Origin of the sequence: Neobacillus sp. OS1-2 (assembly GCF_030915505.1) — a bacterium.
Taxonomy (GTDB): domain Bacteria; phylum Bacillota; class Bacilli; order Bacillales; family Cytobacillaceae; genus Neobacillus.
Genome location: NZ_CP133265.1, coordinates 3,836,711 through 3,855,765 on the forward strand (window position 1 = coordinate 3,836,711; position 19,055 = coordinate 3,855,765).

Annotated in this window: 21 protein-coding genes and 1 other annotated feature; of the genes, 14 read left to right on the top strand and 7 right to left on the bottom strand. The window is 38.9% G+C overall.

Going from position 1 to position 19,055, the window contains the following annotated elements:
- Positions 1–13: 13 nt before the first annotated feature.
- Positions 14–154, bottom strand: coding sequence for a hypothetical protein (locus tag RCG19_RS19030; protein ID WP_308108387.1), 141 nt, complete (start codon positions 152–154; stop codon positions 14–16).
- A 135-nt stretch (positions 155–289) separates the two neighbouring features.
- Positions 290–506, top strand: a binding site (T-box leader).
- Between the two features lie 48 nt (positions 507–554).
- Here RCG19_RS19030 and proS point away from each other — a divergent pair.
- Positions 555–1,985: a proline--tRNA ligase gene (gene proS / locus RCG19_RS19035; RefSeq protein WP_308108388.1), complete on the top strand. Its 1,431-nt coding sequence runs from the start codon at positions 555–557 to the stop codon at positions 1,983–1,985.
- A 273-nt stretch (positions 1,986–2,258) separates the two neighbouring features.
- Positions 2,259–2,822, top strand: a complete 564-nt coding sequence (locus RCG19_RS19040; RefSeq protein ID WP_308108389.1) for a GNAT family N-acetyltransferase — start codon at positions 2,259–2,261, stop codon at positions 2,820–2,822.
- 38 nt (positions 2,823–2,860) lie between these two features.
- On the opposite strand, the gene RCG19_RS19045 is transcribed toward RCG19_RS19040, so the two are convergent.
- Entirely contained in the window at positions 2,861–3,445 is a 585-nt protein-coding gene (locus RCG19_RS19045) for a YdcF family protein (RefSeq protein ID WP_308108390.1), read from the bottom strand.
- Positions 3,446–3,553: 108 nt separating this feature from the next.
- The gene (locus tag RCG19_RS19050; RefSeq protein WP_308108391.1) at positions 3,554–4,402 is read right to left on the bottom strand and encodes a DegV family protein; all 849 of its coding nucleotides are present in this window, start codon (positions 4,400–4,402) and stop codon (positions 3,554–3,556) included.
- Positions 4,403–4,639: 237 nt separating this feature from the next.
- Here RCG19_RS19050 and hmpA point away from each other — a divergent pair, with 237 nt between their 5' ends.
- The 5 genes from hmpA (at position 4,640) to RCG19_RS19075 (ending at position 9,147) form a co-directional block, all read left to right on the top strand.
- The gene (hmpA, locus tag RCG19_RS19055) at positions 4,640–5,854 is read left to right on the top strand and encodes an NO-inducible flavohemoprotein (protein ID WP_308108392.1); all 1,215 of its coding nucleotides are present in this window, start codon (positions 4,640–4,642) and stop codon (positions 5,852–5,854) included.
- 135 nt (positions 5,855–5,989) lie between these two features.
- Positions 5,990–6,766, top strand: coding sequence for an SGNH/GDSL hydrolase family protein (locus tag RCG19_RS19060; RefSeq protein ID WP_308108393.1), 777 nt, complete (start codon positions 5,990–5,992; stop codon positions 6,764–6,766).
- Positions 6,767–6,778: 12 nt separating this feature from the next.
- Positions 6,779–7,693 (top strand): ABC transporter ATP-binding protein, encoded by a 915-nt coding sequence (locus RCG19_RS19065; protein WP_308108394.1) that lies wholly within the window; start codon positions 6,779–6,781, stop codon positions 7,691–7,693.
- Complete coding sequence (locus RCG19_RS19070) at positions 7,686–8,666, top strand: ABC transporter permease (protein ID WP_308108395.1); 981 nt, start codon at positions 7,686–7,688, stop codon at positions 8,664–8,666. The genes RCG19_RS19065 and RCG19_RS19070 overlap by 8 nt, the downstream gene beginning before the upstream one ends.
- Before the next feature lie 112 nt (positions 8,667–8,778).
- Positions 8,779–9,147 (top strand): VOC family protein, encoded by a 369-nt coding sequence (locus RCG19_RS19075; RefSeq protein WP_308108396.1) that lies wholly within the window; start codon positions 8,779–8,781, stop codon positions 9,145–9,147.
- Positions 9,148–9,305: 158 nt separating this feature from the next.
- Here RCG19_RS19075 and RCG19_RS19080 read toward each other — a convergent pair whose 3' ends face one another.
- The gene (locus RCG19_RS19080) at positions 9,306–10,529 is read right to left on the bottom strand and encodes an NAD(P)/FAD-dependent oxidoreductase (protein WP_308108397.1); all 1,224 of its coding nucleotides are present in this window, start codon (positions 10,527–10,529) and stop codon (positions 9,306–9,308) included.
- A gap of 252 nt (positions 10,530–10,781) precedes the next feature.
- Here RCG19_RS19080 and RCG19_RS19085 point away from each other — a divergent pair, with 252 nt between their 5' ends.
- Positions 10,782–11,339, top strand: a complete 558-nt coding sequence (locus RCG19_RS19085) for a hypothetical protein (RefSeq protein WP_308108398.1) — start codon at positions 10,782–10,784, stop codon at positions 11,337–11,339.
- A gap of 130 nt (positions 11,340–11,469) precedes the next feature.
- A complete protein-coding gene (locus RCG19_RS19090) occupies positions 11,470–11,595 on the top strand; it encodes a hypothetical protein (protein ID WP_308108399.1) in 126 nt (41 codons plus the stop codon).
- A gap of 48 nt (positions 11,596–11,643) precedes the next feature.
- Here the strand turns inward: RCG19_RS19090 and RCG19_RS19095 are convergent, their stop codons facing one another.
- Positions 11,644–11,853: a twin-arginine translocase TatA/TatE family subunit gene (locus RCG19_RS19095; protein WP_166242743.1), complete on the bottom strand. Its 210-nt coding sequence runs from the start codon at positions 11,851–11,853 to the stop codon at positions 11,644–11,646.
- 87 nt (positions 11,854–11,940) lie between these two features.
- On the bottom strand, positions 11,941–12,963 hold the full coding sequence (locus tag RCG19_RS19100) for a M42 family metallopeptidase (RefSeq protein WP_308111031.1): 1,023 nt from the start codon (positions 12,961–12,963) through the stop codon (positions 11,941–11,943).
- A 233-nt stretch (positions 12,964–13,196) separates the two neighbouring features.
- Between RCG19_RS19100 and RCG19_RS19105 the strand changes: the two genes are divergently transcribed.
- Positions 13,197–13,511, top strand: a complete 315-nt coding sequence (locus RCG19_RS19105; RefSeq protein WP_207343039.1) for a hypothetical protein — start codon at positions 13,197–13,199, stop codon at positions 13,509–13,511.
- A gap of 182 nt (positions 13,512–13,693) precedes the next feature.
- Here the strand turns inward: RCG19_RS19105 and corA are convergent, their stop codons facing one another.
- Entirely contained in the window at positions 13,694–14,644 is a 951-nt protein-coding gene (gene corA / locus RCG19_RS19110; protein ID WP_308108400.1) for a magnesium/cobalt transporter CorA, read from the bottom strand.
- A gap of 149 nt (positions 14,645–14,793) precedes the next feature.
- Here corA and RCG19_RS19115 point away from each other — a divergent pair, with 149 nt between their 5' ends.
- Genes RCG19_RS19115 through RCG19_RS19130 form a run of 4 tightly spaced genes read left to right on the top strand, consistent with a single transcriptional unit; the run spans position 14,794 to position 19,036 of the window.
- The gene (locus RCG19_RS19115; protein WP_308108401.1) at positions 14,794–16,128 is read left to right on the top strand and encodes a spore germination protein; all 1,335 of its coding nucleotides are present in this window, start codon (positions 14,794–14,796) and stop codon (positions 16,126–16,128) included.
- Between the two features lie 24 nt (positions 16,129–16,152).
- The gene (locus RCG19_RS19120; protein ID WP_308108402.1) at positions 16,153–17,226 is read left to right on the top strand and encodes a GerAB/ArcD/ProY family transporter; all 1,074 of its coding nucleotides are present in this window, start codon (positions 16,153–16,155) and stop codon (positions 17,224–17,226) included.
- Entirely contained in the window at positions 17,223–18,323 is a 1,101-nt protein-coding gene (locus RCG19_RS19125) for a Ger(x)C family spore germination protein (protein ID WP_308108403.1), read from the top strand. Before RCG19_RS19120 ends, RCG19_RS19125 begins: the two co-directional genes overlap by 4 nt.
- A 17-nt stretch (positions 18,324–18,340) precedes the next feature.
- On the top strand, positions 18,341–19,036 hold the full coding sequence (locus RCG19_RS19130) for a DUF421 domain-containing protein (RefSeq protein WP_308108404.1): 696 nt from the start codon (positions 18,341–18,343) through the stop codon (positions 19,034–19,036).
- Positions 19,037–19,055: the final 19 nt, after the last annotated feature.

Below are 19,055 nucleotides of genomic sequence, written 5' to 3' on the forward strand. Positions count from 1 at the left end.
GATGGAGAGGTTATTATTCCTTTTCTTTATCAAGTGTATTTTTGAAAATACGTTTAAGGGCTTCATTTTGCATCCGAATGTATTCAAGTAATAATTCCTTTTCTTCCTCCTCATGGTCAAGATCATCTTTATCATCTTTATCATCTTTTCTCATCTAAACCACCTCCATTTTTCTAATACATGCATTTTAACCCATTTATATTGTTGTTTAAAGTAGCTCGTAAGAAAAATATTCCACTATAGGAATTGACATTTGCGAGCAGTACGGATATAATTTTCAAAAAATACTATTGAAACAATGATGGGGATTAGTAGAGTGAAATGGTCTTACCAAGAGAGGAAACCACTGGTGCGAGGTTTCTTAGGACAGTCACTTGAACCTGCCTCTGAGTTCTGTATCGGATGTAACTTGAAGATACATGCGGATAAATTCCGTTACCATGGAAAGAGTATAAAGCAGGAGCTTTATGAATTTAGGGTGGTACCGCCAGGCCTTGGTCCCTTTTGAGGATTAGGGTCTTTTTGTATTTAAAAATATTAATGAGGTGTCAAAAATGGCAAAGGAATTTGTAAAAGATGTTACCGGAATGGACGAGGATTTCGCCCAGTGGTATACAGATGTTGTAACGAAAGCAGATTTAATTGACTATTCAAGCGTGCGCGGTTCGATGATTATTCGACCATATGGTTATGCGCTTTGGGATAACATTAAAAATGAATTAGACAATCGTATTAAAGAAACAGGTCATGAAAATGTTTATATGCCGTTATTTATTCCTGAAAGCCTGTTACAAAAAGAGAAGGATCATGTCGAAGGGTTTGCGCCTGAAGTGGCATGGGTTACCCATGGCGGCTCGGAACCATTAGCAGAGCGATTGGTCGTCCGTCCAACATCAGAAGTCCTATTTTGTGAGCATTACAGTAAAATCATTCATTCACATAGAGACTTACCAAAATTATATAATCAATGGGCAAACGTAGTCCGCTGGGAAAAAACAACCCGTCCATTCCTACGCACATTAGAGTTTTTATGGCAGGAAGGGCACACAGCCCATGCGACCGATGAAGACGCTATGGAAGAAACAATCAAAATGCTGAATGTTTATGCGGAACTTTGTGAAACAGTTCTTGCGATTCCAGTGGTAAAAGGGCAGAAGACGGAAAAGGAAAAATTCGCTGGTGCAAAGGCTACTTTTACCATTGAAAGCTTGATGCATGATGGAAAAGCGTTGCAATCTGGAACTTCGCACCATTTTGGCACAGGTTTTGCGGAAGCATTTGGTATTCAATACACCGACAAAGAAGGAAAACTTCAATACGTGCATCAAACCTCATGGGGCTTCACGACAAGGATTATCGGCGCATTAATCATGGTACACGGCGATGACCGCGGACTTGTGATTCCGCCAAAAGCAGCGCCAAAACAGGTTATGATTGTACCGATTGCGCAGCATAAAGAGGGCGTTCTTGATTTTGCTTATGAGTTGAAAAAGTCACTTGGTTCGGTGGCACGAGTTGATATCGATGCCAGCGATAAAAAGCCAGGCTGGAAATTCAATGAGTATGAAATGAAGGGAATCCCAGTTCGTCTTGAAGTTGGACCAAAAGATATTGAGAATAAGCAAGTGGTTTTAGTTAGACGAGATACCCTAGAAAAGGTCATAGTTCCTTTGGATGAATTAGAAACCAAGCTCGTTGCATTACTGGATGACATTCAATCCAATTTATATAACAAGGCACTAAAGCATCGCGAAGAAAGAACATCGGTTGCGTTAACCCTTCCTGAATTAAAGGAATCGCTGGAAGCAAAACCAGGATTCATTAAGGCAATGTGGTGCGGTGATTTAGCATGTGAGGAAAAAATAAAAGAGGATGCTGGGGCAACATCGCGTTGTATCCCATTCGAACAAGAAAATCTGGCTGAAAACTGTGTTTGTTGTGGAAAAGAAGCCAAACAGATGGTTTATTGGGCAAAAGCGTACTAAAAGTTGATTCTTTGAGAGACTCTTCCATTATGGGAGGGTCTCTTTTTTGAAAAATAAGTATCTTGAATAGATCATTTTGGAGAAAAATATTTCCCATGAGCTAATTTTGGTGTTTAATGAGCGGATTCTGCGGTTCAATGAGCGAATTTGGACATTCTATGAGCGAATTTTACCACGCAATGAGCGAATTTCATTTTCCTAATTATTTTCTATTGAAAAAAGGATTTCCTAAAATTCTAGCGAATAGTAAATCTCAAATGGAGGGAACAAAAAATGAAACCAATCCTTATTGATTTTCCAGAAGAATTTTACACGGAAAGATTAGTAATCCGAAAGCCAATGCCTGGGGATGGAAAAGCTGTATACCAAGCCATGCAAGCCTCATTAAATGAACTAAAGCCTTGGATGCCGTGGGCACATCGGGAGCAAACTGTGGAGGACGTAGAGGCGAACATGAGGGAGGCCCATGCAAAATTTTTAACGCGCGAGGACTTACGTCTTCATATTTTTCTTAAAGAAACAGGTGAATTCATCGCATCTTCTGGCTTACATAGAATTAAATGGGAGATTCCTAAATTTGAAATCGGGTATTGGATTGATACGAGGTTTAGCAGCCAAGGATACGTGACTGAAGCTACCAAGGCAATTACTGAGTTTGCTTTTTCCGCATTGATGGCAAAACGAGTTGAAATTCGTTGTGACTCTAAGAATATAAGAAGTAGAGCAATACCTGAAAAATTAGGCTTTACACTAGAAGGTATCTTAAAAAATGATGGAATTTCGGCTGACACAAGAGAGCTTCGGGATACCTGTATTTTCGCAAAAATAAAGCCATAATCAAATGAAAAACTCGACCACTAGAAATGTCGAGTTTTTCATAGTACATACCTTTGCAAATAGAATTTTGTAATCGCTAAATACTCACGGGTGTAGGATTTTATTACCGCCTTCCATGGTGTCTTAGCTGGAAGCCCTTGTACATCTAAACCCTGATCACGTGCAATAGAGATGGCACGATACAGGTGAAAAGTATTCGTCACAACAAGCCCTGACATTGCATCCTGAGGGATAAGCTTTTTTGAAAAATCAATATTTTCATATGTATCAGTTGAACGGTCTTCTAATATAATCCGAGTTTCATTTATTCCTTGTTTTACAAGTTCTCGCTTAATGGATTCCGCTTCAGAGATAGCTTCACCGGATCCTTTGCCCCCCGATGCAATAATGACGGTGTCTTGATTTTCTTTTGCATATTTAGCAGCCGCATTAATTCTGCTGGCAAATACAAGTGTGGGAACGGTACCTTTTACTCTTGCCCCGAGCACGATTAAATAATCAGCATTCTTAGGGGCATCCTCGTTACTATACTGACTGATCTTAAATTGCAGAAAGCTAGCATAAATTAGACCAATAATCACAAAAACTCCAAATATCACTATTATTTTTTTCTTATTCTTCATCCATCCCAATCCATTTCGTAAAGTCATTATGTAAATGGTACCATAAAATGACAGTCATTTATATGATAAAAAGAAAAGGTGCATGAAACTCCATGCACCTTTTCCCTGTTATTCACATACCCATGAAAGTCCAAGCGTTCCTACCCCAGTATGTACGCCTGCGACTGTTATGAGCATTAATTTTTCAGTTTCAATAGTAGGAAATGAATCGTTAACCAGTTTTTCAAACAGATCAGCCTTTTCTAAATCATTTGCATGAACGATGGCCACTTTCTGGACTGACTTGGATTCAAGGTCTTCAGTTAATTTATTCACTAGCCAAGCAAAAGCTTTTTTTTCGGTGCGGACTTTGTCCTTTATTCTAGCTGCCCCTTCTTCAATCGATAAAATAGGTTTGATATTAAAGAGAGACGCTAATATTTTTTGACCCCCGGAAACCCGGCCGCTTTTATGAAGCTGATCCAGGTTTGAAGGGACCAAATAAAGCCGAGTTTGGTCACGGAAAGCATTTAATTGTGCCACCACTTCATCGGCATCAAGCCCTTCATTCTCTAATTCAATCCCTTTTTTTATCAAATGGGAAAGAGGGTAGGACCCTGTCTGTGAATCAATCGCAAACAGTTTAAACTCTTCCATGTCTGCCGCCATAACCGATGATTGAAACGTACCCGTCAATAAACTTGAGGCATGGATCGCGATCCCGCAGTCGTAATCTTCCTTTAATTTATGATATAGTTCAACAAAATCATTAATAGATGGCTGAGAAGTTTGAAATTTACCTTCTTCATTTTTCATTCGTTCATAAAATTCTTTCTCGGTAATATCAATAGTCTCTTTATAAAATTCATCATTTATAACAACGTGCAGCGGAATAACATGAATATGATGTTGTTCAATAAACTCTTTGCTAAGAGAAGCGGTCGTGTCAGTAATCCACGCAATCTTTGATTTTTTCATCTAATCCTCTTCCTCCAGTGGTTATCTCGCATAATTTCTACCTAGGACAACCATATAAAAATGGAATGTAACTGACTAGTTACATTTGTCATGTTCAAAAGTGAACAATTTGTGAAAATGTCATCAATTCATTATATGAATATCGTCAAGTGTGATTTATATCACTAGATTCGTGTGCGTCATTTCATATACTTAACACTATATTCATAGTGAAAATACATATAAGGAGTGTTCATAATGCTAGATCAGAGAACTATAGAGATCATTAAATCAACAGTACCGGTATTAGAAAAACACGGAGAAACCATTACAACCCGCTTTTATCAATTGATGTTCGGAAATCATCCGGAATTATTAAATATCTTTAATCATGCTAATCAAAAACAAGGGAGACAGCAAAAAGCACTTGCAGGGACGGTTTATGCTGCAGCAATGTACATAGACAATCTTGAAGCCATCCTTCCTGTCGTGAAACAAATTGCCCATAAACATAGAAGCCTTGGCATAAAGCCGGAGCATTATCCGATTGTAGGAAAACATCTTTTGTTAGCGATTAAGGATGTATTAGGGGATGCCGGAACGGACGAAATTATCAATGCTTGGGCAGTGGCTTATAACGTTATTGCCGATGCCTTCATCAGTGTTGAAGCAGAAATGTATGAGGAAGCAGAAAACCAATCAGGAGGTTGGGACGGCTTCCGCTGCTTTATTGTTGATCGAAAAGTAGTCGAAAGTGATGTCATAACCTCTTTTTATTTAAAACCAGAAGATAAAAAAGGAATTGCAAACTTTATTCCTGGTCAGTATATTAGTATAAAACTAGAAATAGAGGGTGAAAAGTTCACTCACATTCGTCAATACAGTCTTTCTGATGCTCCTGGAAAGGACTATTATCGTATTAGTGTGAAGCGTGAGGCTGGAACTCCAAACCCAGATGGAATGGTGTCCAACTATCTGCATAATGGTGTAAATGAAGGGGACATTCTAAAAATTAGTGCCCCTGCGGGTGATTTTGTCCTTGATACCGAAAGCACAACGCCTGTTGTGCTGCTAAGTGGTGGAGTTGGTTTAACGCCAATGATGAGTATGTTAAAAACAGTTGTTGAAATGCAGCCCGGGCGTAAGGTAACGTTTGTTCATGCTGCCGCTAACAGTAATGTTCATGCCTTAAGAGATGAGGTGGAAGAGTTAGCAGCGCTTGACCACGTAAATTCATTTATTTTTTATGATGCACCAACTGAAGAAGATCGCGTGAATAATCGCTTTGATGTGGAGGGCTATATCACACGTGATTGGTTAAAAGCAACTATTTCTATTGAGGCTGCAGACTTTTATTTTTGCGGACCGGTTCCATTTATGAAGGCAATAAACCGTTCACTAAAAGAATTAGGAGTGAATGAAGATAGGATTCACTTCGAATTCTTTGGTCCAAAAGGTGATTTAGAAGAATAGTAGAAAGGAAAGTCGGTATCCAATCCATTTGGATACCAATTATTTTTTTGAAAAAAAACAAAAACCCGTGGTTGAAAGTTTGATTCAACTCCCAACTATGATTAAATAATAGAAAAGGCCAGAAAGGATGTTTTTATGAATAAGAATGTCATACGTTCGATTACTGCCATAGCGGTATTATTTTGCCTTCTCTGGCTGATCGGGCTTGGCTTTGCAGTTGGTGAATATTATGCGGGTAAACCGGAGAAGGCTCCCGTGGCCACCACCGGTAACAAAAAAGTGGAAACCAAAAAGGCTTTAACCATTGTAGCATTAGGTGATTCCCTTACACGGGGTACGGGTGATGAAACGGGAAAAGGCTATGTGGGGGTCTTGATGGATGAAATAAAAGAAAAGTCAAAGCGACCCGTTCAGCTTACAAACTTGGGTATTAATGGTCAAAGATCTAATCAACTCCGGAAGCAAGTTCAGGAAACCGAAGTCGGAAGGCAAATTCAAAAGGCGGATATCGTATTGGTGACGATTGGCGGGAATGATTTGTTTCGCGGGGGTCAAGGATTAGCCGATTTTGAAACTGAAGATATAGCAACGATTGAAAAGAAATACCTTGATAACCTAAAATTTATTTTTGAACAAATCCGTAAAAATAATCCGAATGCGAATGTGTTTTTCATTGGCTTGTATAATCCCTTTATTGAATTAGATCAAGGGAAAGAGATGTCCAAAGTCATTCGTCATTGGAATTATGACAGTGCAGAAGTTAGCGCTGCTTATCCTAAAATCGTGTTTGTACCAACATTCGACTTGTTTGAGCTAAAGGTAAACGACTATCTGTATTCGGACAAGTTTCATCCAAATTCAAAAGGATACCGTTTAATTGCTGAACGAGTAGCCTCATTGCTCACCTGGTAGGGAGTGTTATCGATGGAGAAAAACGTTACATTATCGGTTAAGAATCTAAAAAAAGTGATTGGGAAAAGAGAAATTATCAAAGGGTTAACCTTCGATTTACGTGAAGGGGAAGTGTTTGGATTCTTGGGACCGAATGGTGCCGGGAAAACCACCACCATCCGTATGCTAGTTGGGTTGATTAAACCCACATCAGGAAGTGTTCACATTTGTGGATACAATATTGAAGACCAATTTCAGGCTGCAGTTAGTAATCTTGGTTGTATAGTTGAAAATCCAGAACTATATCCTTATTTATCTGGTTATAATAATTTGCTTCATTTTGCCCGGATGCTTGATCATATCGGAGATAATCGGATTCAGGAAGTCGTAGCGCTTGTTGGGTTAACGGAAAGAATTCATGATAAAGTAAAAACCTATTCTCTCGGAATGCGACAGCGCCTCGGAATTGCCCAGGCTCTTTTGGGGGAACCAAAAGTTTTGATTCTTGATGAACCAACAAATGGATTGGATCCGGCAGGGATACGTGAAATGAGGCAATTTATTCGGTTTTTAGCGGAACAGGAAGGGTTAAGCGTCCTTGTCTCCAGCCATTTATTGAGCGAAATTCAATTACTTTGTGACCGAGTAGCCATCATTTCAAAAGGGTCAATCATTCGAGTTGATACCGTGCAGCATTTGCTTGCAAATCGCGAGCGGGTCGTTTGGCACGTTACTCCGTATGCCAAGGGAAAACAAGTTTTGGAAAGCTTAACCACCATTGAGGCAAAAGAAGACGGTACGATTCTCACAGAATATGATGTCGCGAAGATACCAGACTGGAATAAACAGCTTGTTGAAGCGGGTATAGCAGTAACTGAAATGAATCGAAAAATGCCAGTGCTAGAAGATTTATTCCTCGAACTTACGGGGGGTGACAGTATTGAATAAACTGATTCAAAATGAAATGATGAAGCTGATTGCCAAGAAGCGTCTGATTGTCATCGCACTCATTATTGGCGTTCTTGTGATGTTATTTACATATGCACAATATAAGCAAGTCCAAACCCAGCGGGAAAAAATTGGGACGAGTGATTGGCGCACGATCTTACAGCAGCAGATTGTGGACACGACAAACCGTTTAAGCAGCAGCAGGATGTCTGACGAGTGGAAAAAACAATTGCAAATCACCTTGCAGCAGGAACAATATTATTTGGATCATGATATTAATCCAGCAGAGCCAGGCGCACCAACGTTTATGAGAATCTTTTTGGAAAACTCAATCGATCTTTTTATCCCATTAATGGTGATGGTCATCGCCAGTGATCTAGTGTCCTCTGAACATAGTTTGGGTTCGATCAAGCTGTTATTAACAAGACCTGTGAAGAGGTGGAGGGTGCTAGCAAGTAAATATTTGACCCTCTGTTTGGCGATATCATTAATTATTGCCATTACAGGCATCCTTTCCTACCTTATTTCAGGAATAGTCTTCGGTTATAAGGGCTGGGGGGCACCCATTTTAACCGGTTTTAATGTTACGGATACTGGGCTAAACACTTCAGAAGTCAAACTTCTAAGTTTATGGAAGTTTTTGTTGATGGATTTTGGATTAGTGTGGTTTGTAGCGATCGTTGTCGGAACCTTAACGTTCATGCTGTCTGTTTTAATCCGGAGCACGGCAGCGGGAATGGGGGTCATGCTCGCCGCCTTAATTTCAGGAGCAATCTTAAATAATATGGTATCTTCTTGGGAAACGGCTAAATACTTTTTTATGGTGAATTTACGGTTAACGGACTATATGAAAGGAACAGCACCGCCGATTGAGGGGATGAATCTTACCTTCTCGATGTTGGTTCTACTCGTGTGGTGGGCTGGTGCTTTATTCGTTTCATTTATGGTCTTTACAAAAAAGGATGTTTATTAATAATAAGTGATCCCGGTTACGGCGGGGATTACTTTTTTTGCCCAAAAATTGCCGGAGACCTAAAAATTTAATAAAATTAGGGTTGAAAAATACGGAAAATGGGGGAGTCTGTATGCCGTTTGTAATAAAAAAGATTGATCATGTTCAGCTTGCAGCACCAAAGGGCTGTGAAGAAACAGCAAGGGAATTTTTTGCCGGAGTCCTCGGTTTAACAGAAGTGGAAAAGCCAGAAGAATTAAAAAAACGAGGCGGAGTTTGGTTTAAGTTTGGAACGTTTCAACTTCATATTGGCGTGGAGGAACCATTTTCACCCGCCAAAAAAGCACATCCAGGCTTCATTGTAGAGAATATTGAAGAATTAATAACGGCTCTTAGGAAAAAGAATATTGCCTATACCACTGACAATAATCTCCCAGGTGCAAGTAGAATTCATGTCCATGATCCGTTTGGCAATCGTCTCGAATTTTTAGAATGGATTTAACCGAATATAAAATTTGCCCCATTCCAAATAATTGGGATGGGGCCGATCACCTTAAATTGGGGATTTAAGGCATGGTGTATGCGGGATTATTCTAAACAATTAGCTGCAAGGGGAGGGACACCCCTACAGCCTGGAAGGTAATATTATTTAAGTGATGGTTACTGTTTCACCGTTTCCTTTACCTGCTCACGGCTCACACCAAAATGCTGCTTAATAATTAGTGATGGTCCACCAAGATTAAATAAATAACGGGCCTCAATAACTTGCTTCATAAAGGCTCCAAAAAGGCCGGATAAGCGGAAATTACCAACTTTACCAACAGCAGCCATGAGACCAATGGATGCTACAGATCCTTTATGATGATATTCAAACGCTTTTAAAGATTCACCTCTTATGGATGAAACAATGTTTTTCGCACAAACAGGTGCTTGTTGCAGCGCCACTTGTGCAGTCGGAGGCAATGCGTTCTTTTCATCCTTCATGAATAATGAACAGTCTCCGATACTAAAAATATTGTTAATATTTTTTACGCGAAGATAGGAATCAACTGGAATCTTGCCTTTCTCAATCGGCAGACCCCATTTGTGAACAATGGTGTTTCCTTTTACTCCACAAGACCAGATTAATGTTCTTGTTGGAATTTCGAGGTTATTTTCTAGCACAACCTTTTCAGGGGTACATTCCAGTATTTTGGTTGCGGTGATGACTTCAATATTCCGTTTTTCTAAAACCCTTTGTGTGTATTCGATGGATTGCTTCGGGAAAAATGGAATGACAGATGCTGCAGCCTCAATGCCGACAATTCTAATTTTTTCAAATGGTATATCATGTTCCTTACAAAGTTTAGGCAGTCCATCGGCTAATTCGCCGAGCATCTCGATTCCGGTAAATCCTCCACCAGCAACAACAAAAGTTAACCGGGAAGGGTCATAATCCTGTTTATAAAGGTTAAATTGTTTCATGATTTGATGGTAAATAATTTTTGTACTTCTAAAGCTTCGAATTTCAAAGGCATTTTCTTTTACACCTGGAATGCCATAAGTCTCTACTTCAAATCCGAGGGCAATTAATAAATAATCATAAGGGACGGCGTCTCCGCCCTCTAGATGCACTTCTTGGGAATTGATATCAATTGAGGCTACTGCAGCCTTAAGAAACCGTGTCTTTGCCGGATTAATTAGTTCTGGTATCGACATGGCAATTTGCCGATCTGCTGCCGTACCTACTCCTGTCTTATGAAGTTGTGTTGTAAGGTAATGATAGTCGTGTTTATTTATGAGTGTAACATCTGCTTCACCGGTTTTTAGTAATTTTTCTAGACTTTTACTTGTAATAATTCCTCCATAGCCTGCACCTAAGATAACGATTTTTGGCTTTGTCATTTTCCCCACTCCTAATACATTTTTATACTGTTCATTGTGATGTATTTCACAAATATAGGTAAAAAAATTAAATTACTGCTCTATCCTATTATGTGAAAAAATTCACATTCTCTCTATGCCTTTAGAATACGATAAAATCGTTTATATCTCAAGTACCTTTTAACTAAATTTTTGTCGAATTGGTAAATTTTTTTAGAAAAAACGGGAATGATAATTTAGTGATTTAATTTCAATGAAGAATGGAAGGCGATAATGATGAAGCTTAAAATGTTACTTTTATCCATGGCATTGGTATTCTCCATGCCAAATTTTGCTGCGGCACATGAACATGAATCTACCCCAGTAGATCACGATGAAAAACCTTGCAATTGCAAGGAGGATAAACACCGCCATTTGATGCACAAAGACTGGCAGGCAATGATGAAGGAGAGAGAGCAGAAGCTGCTTTCATGGGTGGACCAATATACACCGGATAAAAAGGGAGAATGGACAAAGGTTCTTGAGGAAAAGAAAACGCTCCGTAATCAGTGGATGAGCCCGGAAAATGCCGCTAAAAGGGAGCAATGGAAAAAAGAGAAAATGACAAAAATGGAAGAGCTTAAGAAACAGTTGGATGAAGGAAAGATCACGAAGGAAGAATTTATGAAGAAGGCGCACCATGGTAAAAAGATGGGACATTGGAAGATATTCCATGATTTACGACTAGCTGTTGATAAGAAGGATGATAAGCAGGCAGCAGTTCTCCTCAATCAACTCTTGGTACAAATGAAAGAGCATAACCAAATGATGAAAGAAATGTTAAAAAAGTAAAAAGTGGAGGAAAAAGTTAATCCCATGTGGGGGTTAACTTTTTTTGTAAAGAGGAAATATTTTCGGGTGCTAAAATGCGTTTGCTGAGGGAATATTTAAAGAGGTAGGATAGTTTTAGGAGGCGATTATATTGGACAAAAAGAAATTAATGATGACCACAATTGGAATCGGAGCTGCCTATTTACTAAGAAGTGGAAAGTCACGAAAGAAATTAATGAATCAATTTAATGCAATGGCGGGAAAATCTAAAAGGTAAACAAAAAAAGCATCCCCTGAACCTATATAGGGGATGTTTTATCTGAACTTATTTTTTTAAATCAACTTTTTTAACCTCTTTGATATCTTCTGTTATTTCAGCTTTGATATCGTCAGCTATTCCCTCAGTTGCTTTTTTAAATTCACGAATTGATTTTCCAAAAGCACGCCCAATTTCAGGGAGCTTATTCGGCCCAAAAATAACTAAGGCAACAGTCAGAATTAAAATTAATCCCGGAACACCAATATTAGAAAACATAAGTTACATCTCCCAGTACATTCGATTTCAAGTTTATTATAACCGTTTAGCTTGAAATGTTCTAGTGTGATGGGCAAAATGTCCTTTTTATAAAATCAGGTCTGTCTGAAGGTAATAGTACAATAGTTTTGCGGTATTTTCGATTGACGATTGGTGTGTACGTTCAAATGCATGTGATGAATCGATCCCCGGTCCGATTAGTCCATGAACAATATCATGTCCTGAACGAATGGCTGCTGACGCATCAGAACCATAAAAGGGATAAATGTCTAATTTATAATCAATGTTATTTTCCTCTGCAAGGCGTACTAATTTTTTTCGTAAACCATAATGATACGGGCCGCTCGCATCCTTCACACAGATGGAAACTGTATATTCATCGGTAGATTGACCGTCACCCATTGCCCCCATATCGACCGCTAGGTATTCAACCGTTTCAGGGGTAATATTTGAGTTACCGCCATAGCCAATTTCTTCATTATTCGAAATGAGAAAGTGTGTCGTATGGGGCAATGTAAGGTTCTCTGTTTTCACTTGCCTAATTAATTGCAGAAGAATGGCAACTGATGCTTTATCATCCAAATGCCGCGATTTAATATATCCGCTTGGAGTTATTTCCACTCGTGGGTCGAATGAAACAAAATCACCGACTTCGATACCCAGCGCCCTCACTTCGTCGGCATTATCTACTTTTTCATCAATCCGCACCTCGATATTTTCCTGATTTCGCTCGGCTTTGCCGGCATCCTTATAAACATGGACGGACGTCTGATGCATAAGAATGGTACCAGTGTATTTCTTGCCACCGCTTGTTTCAATTTGGCAGTATTCCCCCTCGATGGAGTTGAATTTAAAACCGCCAATTAGGTCAATCTTTAATCGTCCATTTGCCTTTATTTCCTTTACCATTGCGCCTAGCGTATCGACATGCGCTGTAAGCATCCGGTGTTTACTTGAATCTTTTCCTTCAATTGTCGCAATTAAGCCGCCTTTACGGTTCCGATAGGTTTGGATTTGTAATTCGGATAGGAAATTTTCGACAAAGGTAATGACTTCATTTGTATTACCAGACGGGCTAGGAATTGAGACCAAATCTCTTATTAATTTCATTGTTTCTGCTGAATATGTATGATTACCCACTGCAACTACCCCTCTCTGACTTTTCATTCCTTACTATTATACTAAAAATTGAAAATGACATGTGAAATATCGAATTTTGGTCAACTTTTTATGAATGTTTGCATAGGTTAACTGTGTTAATTATTTTTCTGTAGGATAAACAGGGGAAAATTGGACATAAATGGGAGTATTCATACTATTAAAATAAATAGGAGGACAAAAAAATGTTGACCAGAGCAGAATTATATAACCATAAGCCGAAGCAGTCTTCTTGGAGGGGTCTAGTTTTTTTCATCATCACCTGCAGCATCTTAACCGCCGGTTTCTTTATTTTTCGCTATTACTATCAAAGTACAATAAAAATTGAAGCGCCGAGTGAGGATTTGGGACAGAAGGTTGTGATCCATCTTCCCAATGGACAAAAGGTTTTGACGTATGACAATTTAATTATTGAAAAAGATGGAAAGACCTATTATAAAGGGGAGCGCAACACGATTGATTTAACAGGGGGAACCGTTGCTTATGAAAATTGGGAATAGGAAAAGCGCAAGTGCCCTGGTCAGCGGCGTATGGCTTGGAGCGCCCCGACGGAGATAAAGGAAACACGATGAGCCGGAGGCGAATCGATGTTGACTTATCGAGGGTGGAGAGCGAAAGACACTAGCCGCTAGGGCACTGGAGCTGGACAATTCCCAAAGTTGAGATTTATAATAGTCTTTTGTTATTTAAACCATCCCTTTTTGGTAAACCATAATGTCATCCCAACTGCGATTATGAACATGAGGATTAGTGAACCAAAATATCCATATTTCCAAGTCAGTTCCGGCATATAGTGAAAATTCATCCCATATATACCCACGATGAAGGTTAGCGGCATAAATATGGTAGTAATCACCGTTAAGACCTTCATTACATGGTTGGTTTCATTGGCATTGATGGAAATATAGCTATCACGAATATCGGTTGTAAGCTCGCGACTTGCTTCAATCATCTCAGATAATTTAAGCAAATGATCGTAAATATCAGAAAAATAGGCGATTTTCCCTTCAATACTCGTTAATCGCTTGGAATTGAGAATTCTGTACAATAAATCTCTCATGGGTGTAACCGTGTGCCTTAATGATAGCAAGTCATGTCGTGCATCAAATAAATCCTTCAGTAACGCCTCTGTTGATCTCCCCTTGGAATTCTCATCAATTTCATTTAAGGTATCATCAATTTGATTCACTAAAGGAAAATAATTATCGACCAGACTATCGAGAACATGATAAAAAACATGGGAGGGATCCCATTGATCTGTATTCAATGATTGACTGAATCGATTCCAAACCTCATTAATTTCTGGAGATAGTTTATGATGAAAAGTAACAACATAGTTCTTACTAAGAAAGAAATCAACTTCCTCTCTTGCAATTGTTTGCTGGTTCAATGCCTGGATCACAAAAAAAGCATAGTCCTCATAATAATCTAGTTTTGGTCGTTGTAGATGATGAATACAGTCCTCAATTGCTAATGGGTGGAAGGAAAGCGGATTCCTGAGAAATTCCATTTCCTCCTTACTGGGCTCATGAAAATCAATCCAGAACCATTGGTAATCTCCCTTGACAAGTGTTGAAATTTCTAGGCCTTTGACTAATTCAAGATTCTTATTAACTGCAATTGTCCTTATCATAAGATCTCCTTATCGACTTTTTCCTACATCCACTATAAGGGATTGAATAAAAAAAATCAGCTAGTTACAGCAATTGATAGAATGGATTAGAATAAAATACCAATCAACGCGGAAACTAAATGGAAAGAAGCGCTCCTGAGAGGTATAAAATGCCAACTAATCAAATTCAATCGATCAAAGAGAGTCTCAAAAATAAAATACAGCCGGCTGTAGATGTAGTTTTCAAGGAATTTCATAGCCAAGAAAAATATATGGAAGCTTTATATATTAAAACGATTAGCGATGAAACGATTATCTACGATAAATTGCTTAAACCTTTTTTTGAAACTAATAGTCCTGAAGAATTTTCTGCCTATCTTCGATCGAACCCGCAAGTTAAACCTTTTGAGAGCGAACAGAAATCGCTTGATGAGTTAATAAAAGGTGTGGCTGTTATATTTTATAAGAATTCCATTCTTTTATTAGATAGTAAAGTGGATCGAAATAACTCGGTATTAGCTACAACGGTGGAGACAACAATACAAGGCCCGCAATCAGGGTTTAGTGAAAGTTTGGGGACAAATCTGGGGCTTATTCGTAAGCGTTATCCGGAAAGTACTCTAAATGTGGAATCAACAATAGTTGGGACAATTTCAAAAACTGATGTGATGATTCTTCATGATTCAAAGCGTGCTGACCCCGATACGTTAGATCGAATAAGACAGTTTTTAGCCTCTATTGATGTTCACATGTTTCAAACAGGCGAGCAGTTACTCGATATTATTAAAAAAAGTAACAGGGCGCTCGTACCCGTGATGCTTGTAACCGAAAGACCTGACAGGGTTGCGGTGAATTTAGCGGCAGGGAAAATCATTATCTTAGTTTCGGGTTCACCATTTGCTGTTGTTTTACCAACGGTTATGAAAGATTTCATGTCTTCAATGGAAGATATATATCAGACATACTGGGTAGCAAAATTCCTACAAATCTTAAGGTATATTGGTTTTCTGACTAGCCTAGTTTTACCCGGTCTTTATGTTGCGGTCACTAGTTATAATCCTGAACTATTTAGGGTTCAACTAGCATTAAGTATTGCTGGCAGCCGTCAGAGTGTACCATACCCTTCATTCATTGAAGTGTTACTGATGTTGTTTATGATGGAAATGCTGACTGAAGCAAGTATTCGCCTGCCAAAAGCGATTGGGCCAACTGCCACAACGGTAGGCGGTCTAATATTAGGACAGGCAGCGACGGAAGCGGGCCTTGTCAGTAATATTATGATTATCATCGTTTCATCCGTAGCTATTTCAAATTTTGTAGTACCGATAAATGCCTTCAGCTTTACGCTCAGAATCATGAAATACTTTGTTTTAGCGATGAGTACCTTATTCGGTTTAGTAGGAGTGGTACTCGGATTCTTCATCCTGGTTGCCTATATGGTGAAATTAGATAGTTTTGGTGAGCCCTATCTTACCCTAGTCCAAAGCAAACCTCGTCAAGATTAGAAATGAGTAAAGGAGGGGAGGCAGTTGAACCGCTATTATATTTATTTAGTGTTATTAAACATGCTAGTGAATGTGATTATCTTTGTTCCCAAAATACTAATTCAATATCGCTACGAAGGGGCAGTAATGGGTGTACTCATCGCCATTCCAATTGGTGTTGCTTTAAATTATTTATATAGTAAAGCGATTAATAAGTTCCCGGAACAAGGCCTTCCCGAAATTTTAGCACACTCAAAGCATAGATGGTTAAAAATGCTTCATTTTGGCAGTAGCCAATTAATATGGTTTTCAGCCGGACTGATCACTCTTGTTGGCTTTATTGATATCTTAGCAAGGTTTGTTAACCCGGAAATGCCCAAGTTGGTATTCCTAGTTATTTATTTGGCTGCGCTTTTTCTAATCATCCAGTTCCCTACTGAAAGAGTCATGTATTTTTTGGAAATTGTTTTGTTTCTCAATACACCATTAATTGGGTTTATTATTTTTAAGGCATTTACAAATGAATACCTTATCTGGGATTCGATATTGGAGGTTAGTACATATATTTTCGTAAAACCAAGTTTAAAATCCATCGCCGCGGCTACCTATTGTTTTGCTGGTTATGCCAACCTCATTATTTTTAATCGAGTGATCAAGGGGAAATTGAAAATATGGAACTTTATTGCCATTTTTATTTTGGGCACATTTAATTTATTTACCACCTTCTTCATCCCAATTGGGTTTCACGGCTCAGACGGTGCCCAAGAATATCTATATCCTTGGATTTCAACCGCGGATTCACTGCGGATGGTGTATAGTCCGATTGAACGGGTCATATTTCTGTTTCTCATGTTTTATATGAGTATTTCACTAATGAGTGTAGCTGTTCATTGGCATGTTGCCTATGAATTAATCAAGGGAAGCTTTAGGGGAAAAATAAGTAAAAAGAAAAATTGGATGATTCTTTCCTCTTTCACTTGTTGTTCGTTTATCGCGGTCATTTATTTCAATACAGTCCTATTAACCAAAATAACGGTTTATTGGATGATTTTTCGTCTAGGTATTGAAATGATAGTTGTGGCAATATTTTTCATTTGGGCTAGGAGGCGGACAGCATGAAATCCTTATGCAAATGGAAACCCCTCGTCATCACTCTTTTATCCGTATTATTGTTAAACGGCTGTGGCTTTAAAGACATTGATAAGCGTTTTTTTGTTGTCAGCATCGGAGTGGATGTTGCTAAAAACAGTCCCAAAAAATATCTCGTCAGCCTTAAATTTGCCATTCCAAGTGAATCAAAGGGAACTAGTACAGAATCTATCGTTGTTTCCGAAAAAGCCGATTCTATGTCTGAAGCAGTAAGAATCATTAAAACCAAAGTAGATAAAGAGGTTGATTTCAGCAATGCAAAGGCAATTGTTTTTGGTGAAGAGATGGCGAAGCAAAAGGGAAACGCGGGAATTGTTTATTGGTTGACAAGAAGAAGGGATATTCAAGAAATTGCTTGGGTAGCCATTGGGAAACCCAGTGCATTGGATGTATTAAACGTAAAGCTAAAATCTGAGCGCATCCCATCAAATGCCTTGTTCTTAGCATTGGGAAGGGAGGGTTCAGAAAACCCGTATGTGATTTCTGAGTTCCTTTTTGATCATAAGTATCGCTTAATTGAACGAGGAAGAGACCCGATGCTGCCAATTGTTGAAGCAAAGCGGGAGTTACTGGAAATTAATACAGTCGGCCTTTTTAATAAAAGTCAGATGAAGTTGACACTTAGTCCGGAAGAGACAAAAATACTTAATTTCTTAAGAAGACGCGAAGAAAAGAGTGCGAATAAACTGACCAAGGGGGGGACAACAGTCGTTATTGACACGCACAAAGTGAAAACGAAGTATAAAATCATTACTCCAAAGGGTAGCACTCCCTATATTAAGGTGAAGGTATCGATGGAAGGTACATTGGAGGAAACAACCAGGCGTGTGCCCAATACAAAATTATCTGTCTATGAAAAGGCAGCCGAGAAATCGCTGAACAAGGAATTTGAGAATTTATTGGTAAAAATCCAAAAAGCCAATTTGGACCCGATTGGCTTCGGCCTTCGCTACCGTTCCCGCCATTTTAATAAGGATGATTGGGAGCAGTGGCAACGGATTTACCCTCAAATTAAATTTAAGGTCCAAACGAAAGTGCAAATAGAAGATACCGGTTTAATTGAATAACGATTGGAGTCGTTTGAATGAATTTGATTGAAGTCTTTAGCAGAGCTGTCGGTGCCTTTGTCGTTCTCTTTCTCCTAACAAGGATTATGGGGAGAAAACAGATTTCGCAAATGACTTTTTTTAATTATGTCACAGGTATTTCGATTGGAACGATTGCTGGTGCCTTAACAGTCGATCCGAGTTTAAAAGTGTCTGCAGGATTTGTCAGTCTTGCGACATGGTCGGGTTTAACCTTGCTAGTTGCCTATATAGATTTAAAATCACGAAAGGCACGGAAGTTAATTGAAGGCGAACCCGTGATTTTGATAAAACAAGGAAAAATATTAGAGCAGCAATTACAAAAACAGCGGTTAGATATGGATGAATTGCAACAGCTCCTTCGCAGCAAGGATGTCTTTTCGATTGCTGATGTCCATTATGCTATTTTAGAAACAAATGGCGAATTTTCTGTGCTGTTAAAAGAAGAAAAACAACCGATGAAACAAGGTACGATACCATTTTCTAAGATGCAAAAACAAACAGCGATTCCAATCCAGCTCATTGCTGACGGAAAAATAATCGATGAGAACCTAAAGCAGATAAACGTAAATCGCAGTTGGATCGAGGAGCAGCTAATGGTGTCAGGCACAACGCTTTCAGAAGTGTTTTATGCAGAACTACAAGAGGATGGATCCTTGTATATTGATAACCGCACAGATCATTTCCTACAGTAAGAGAAGGCATTCCATAAAT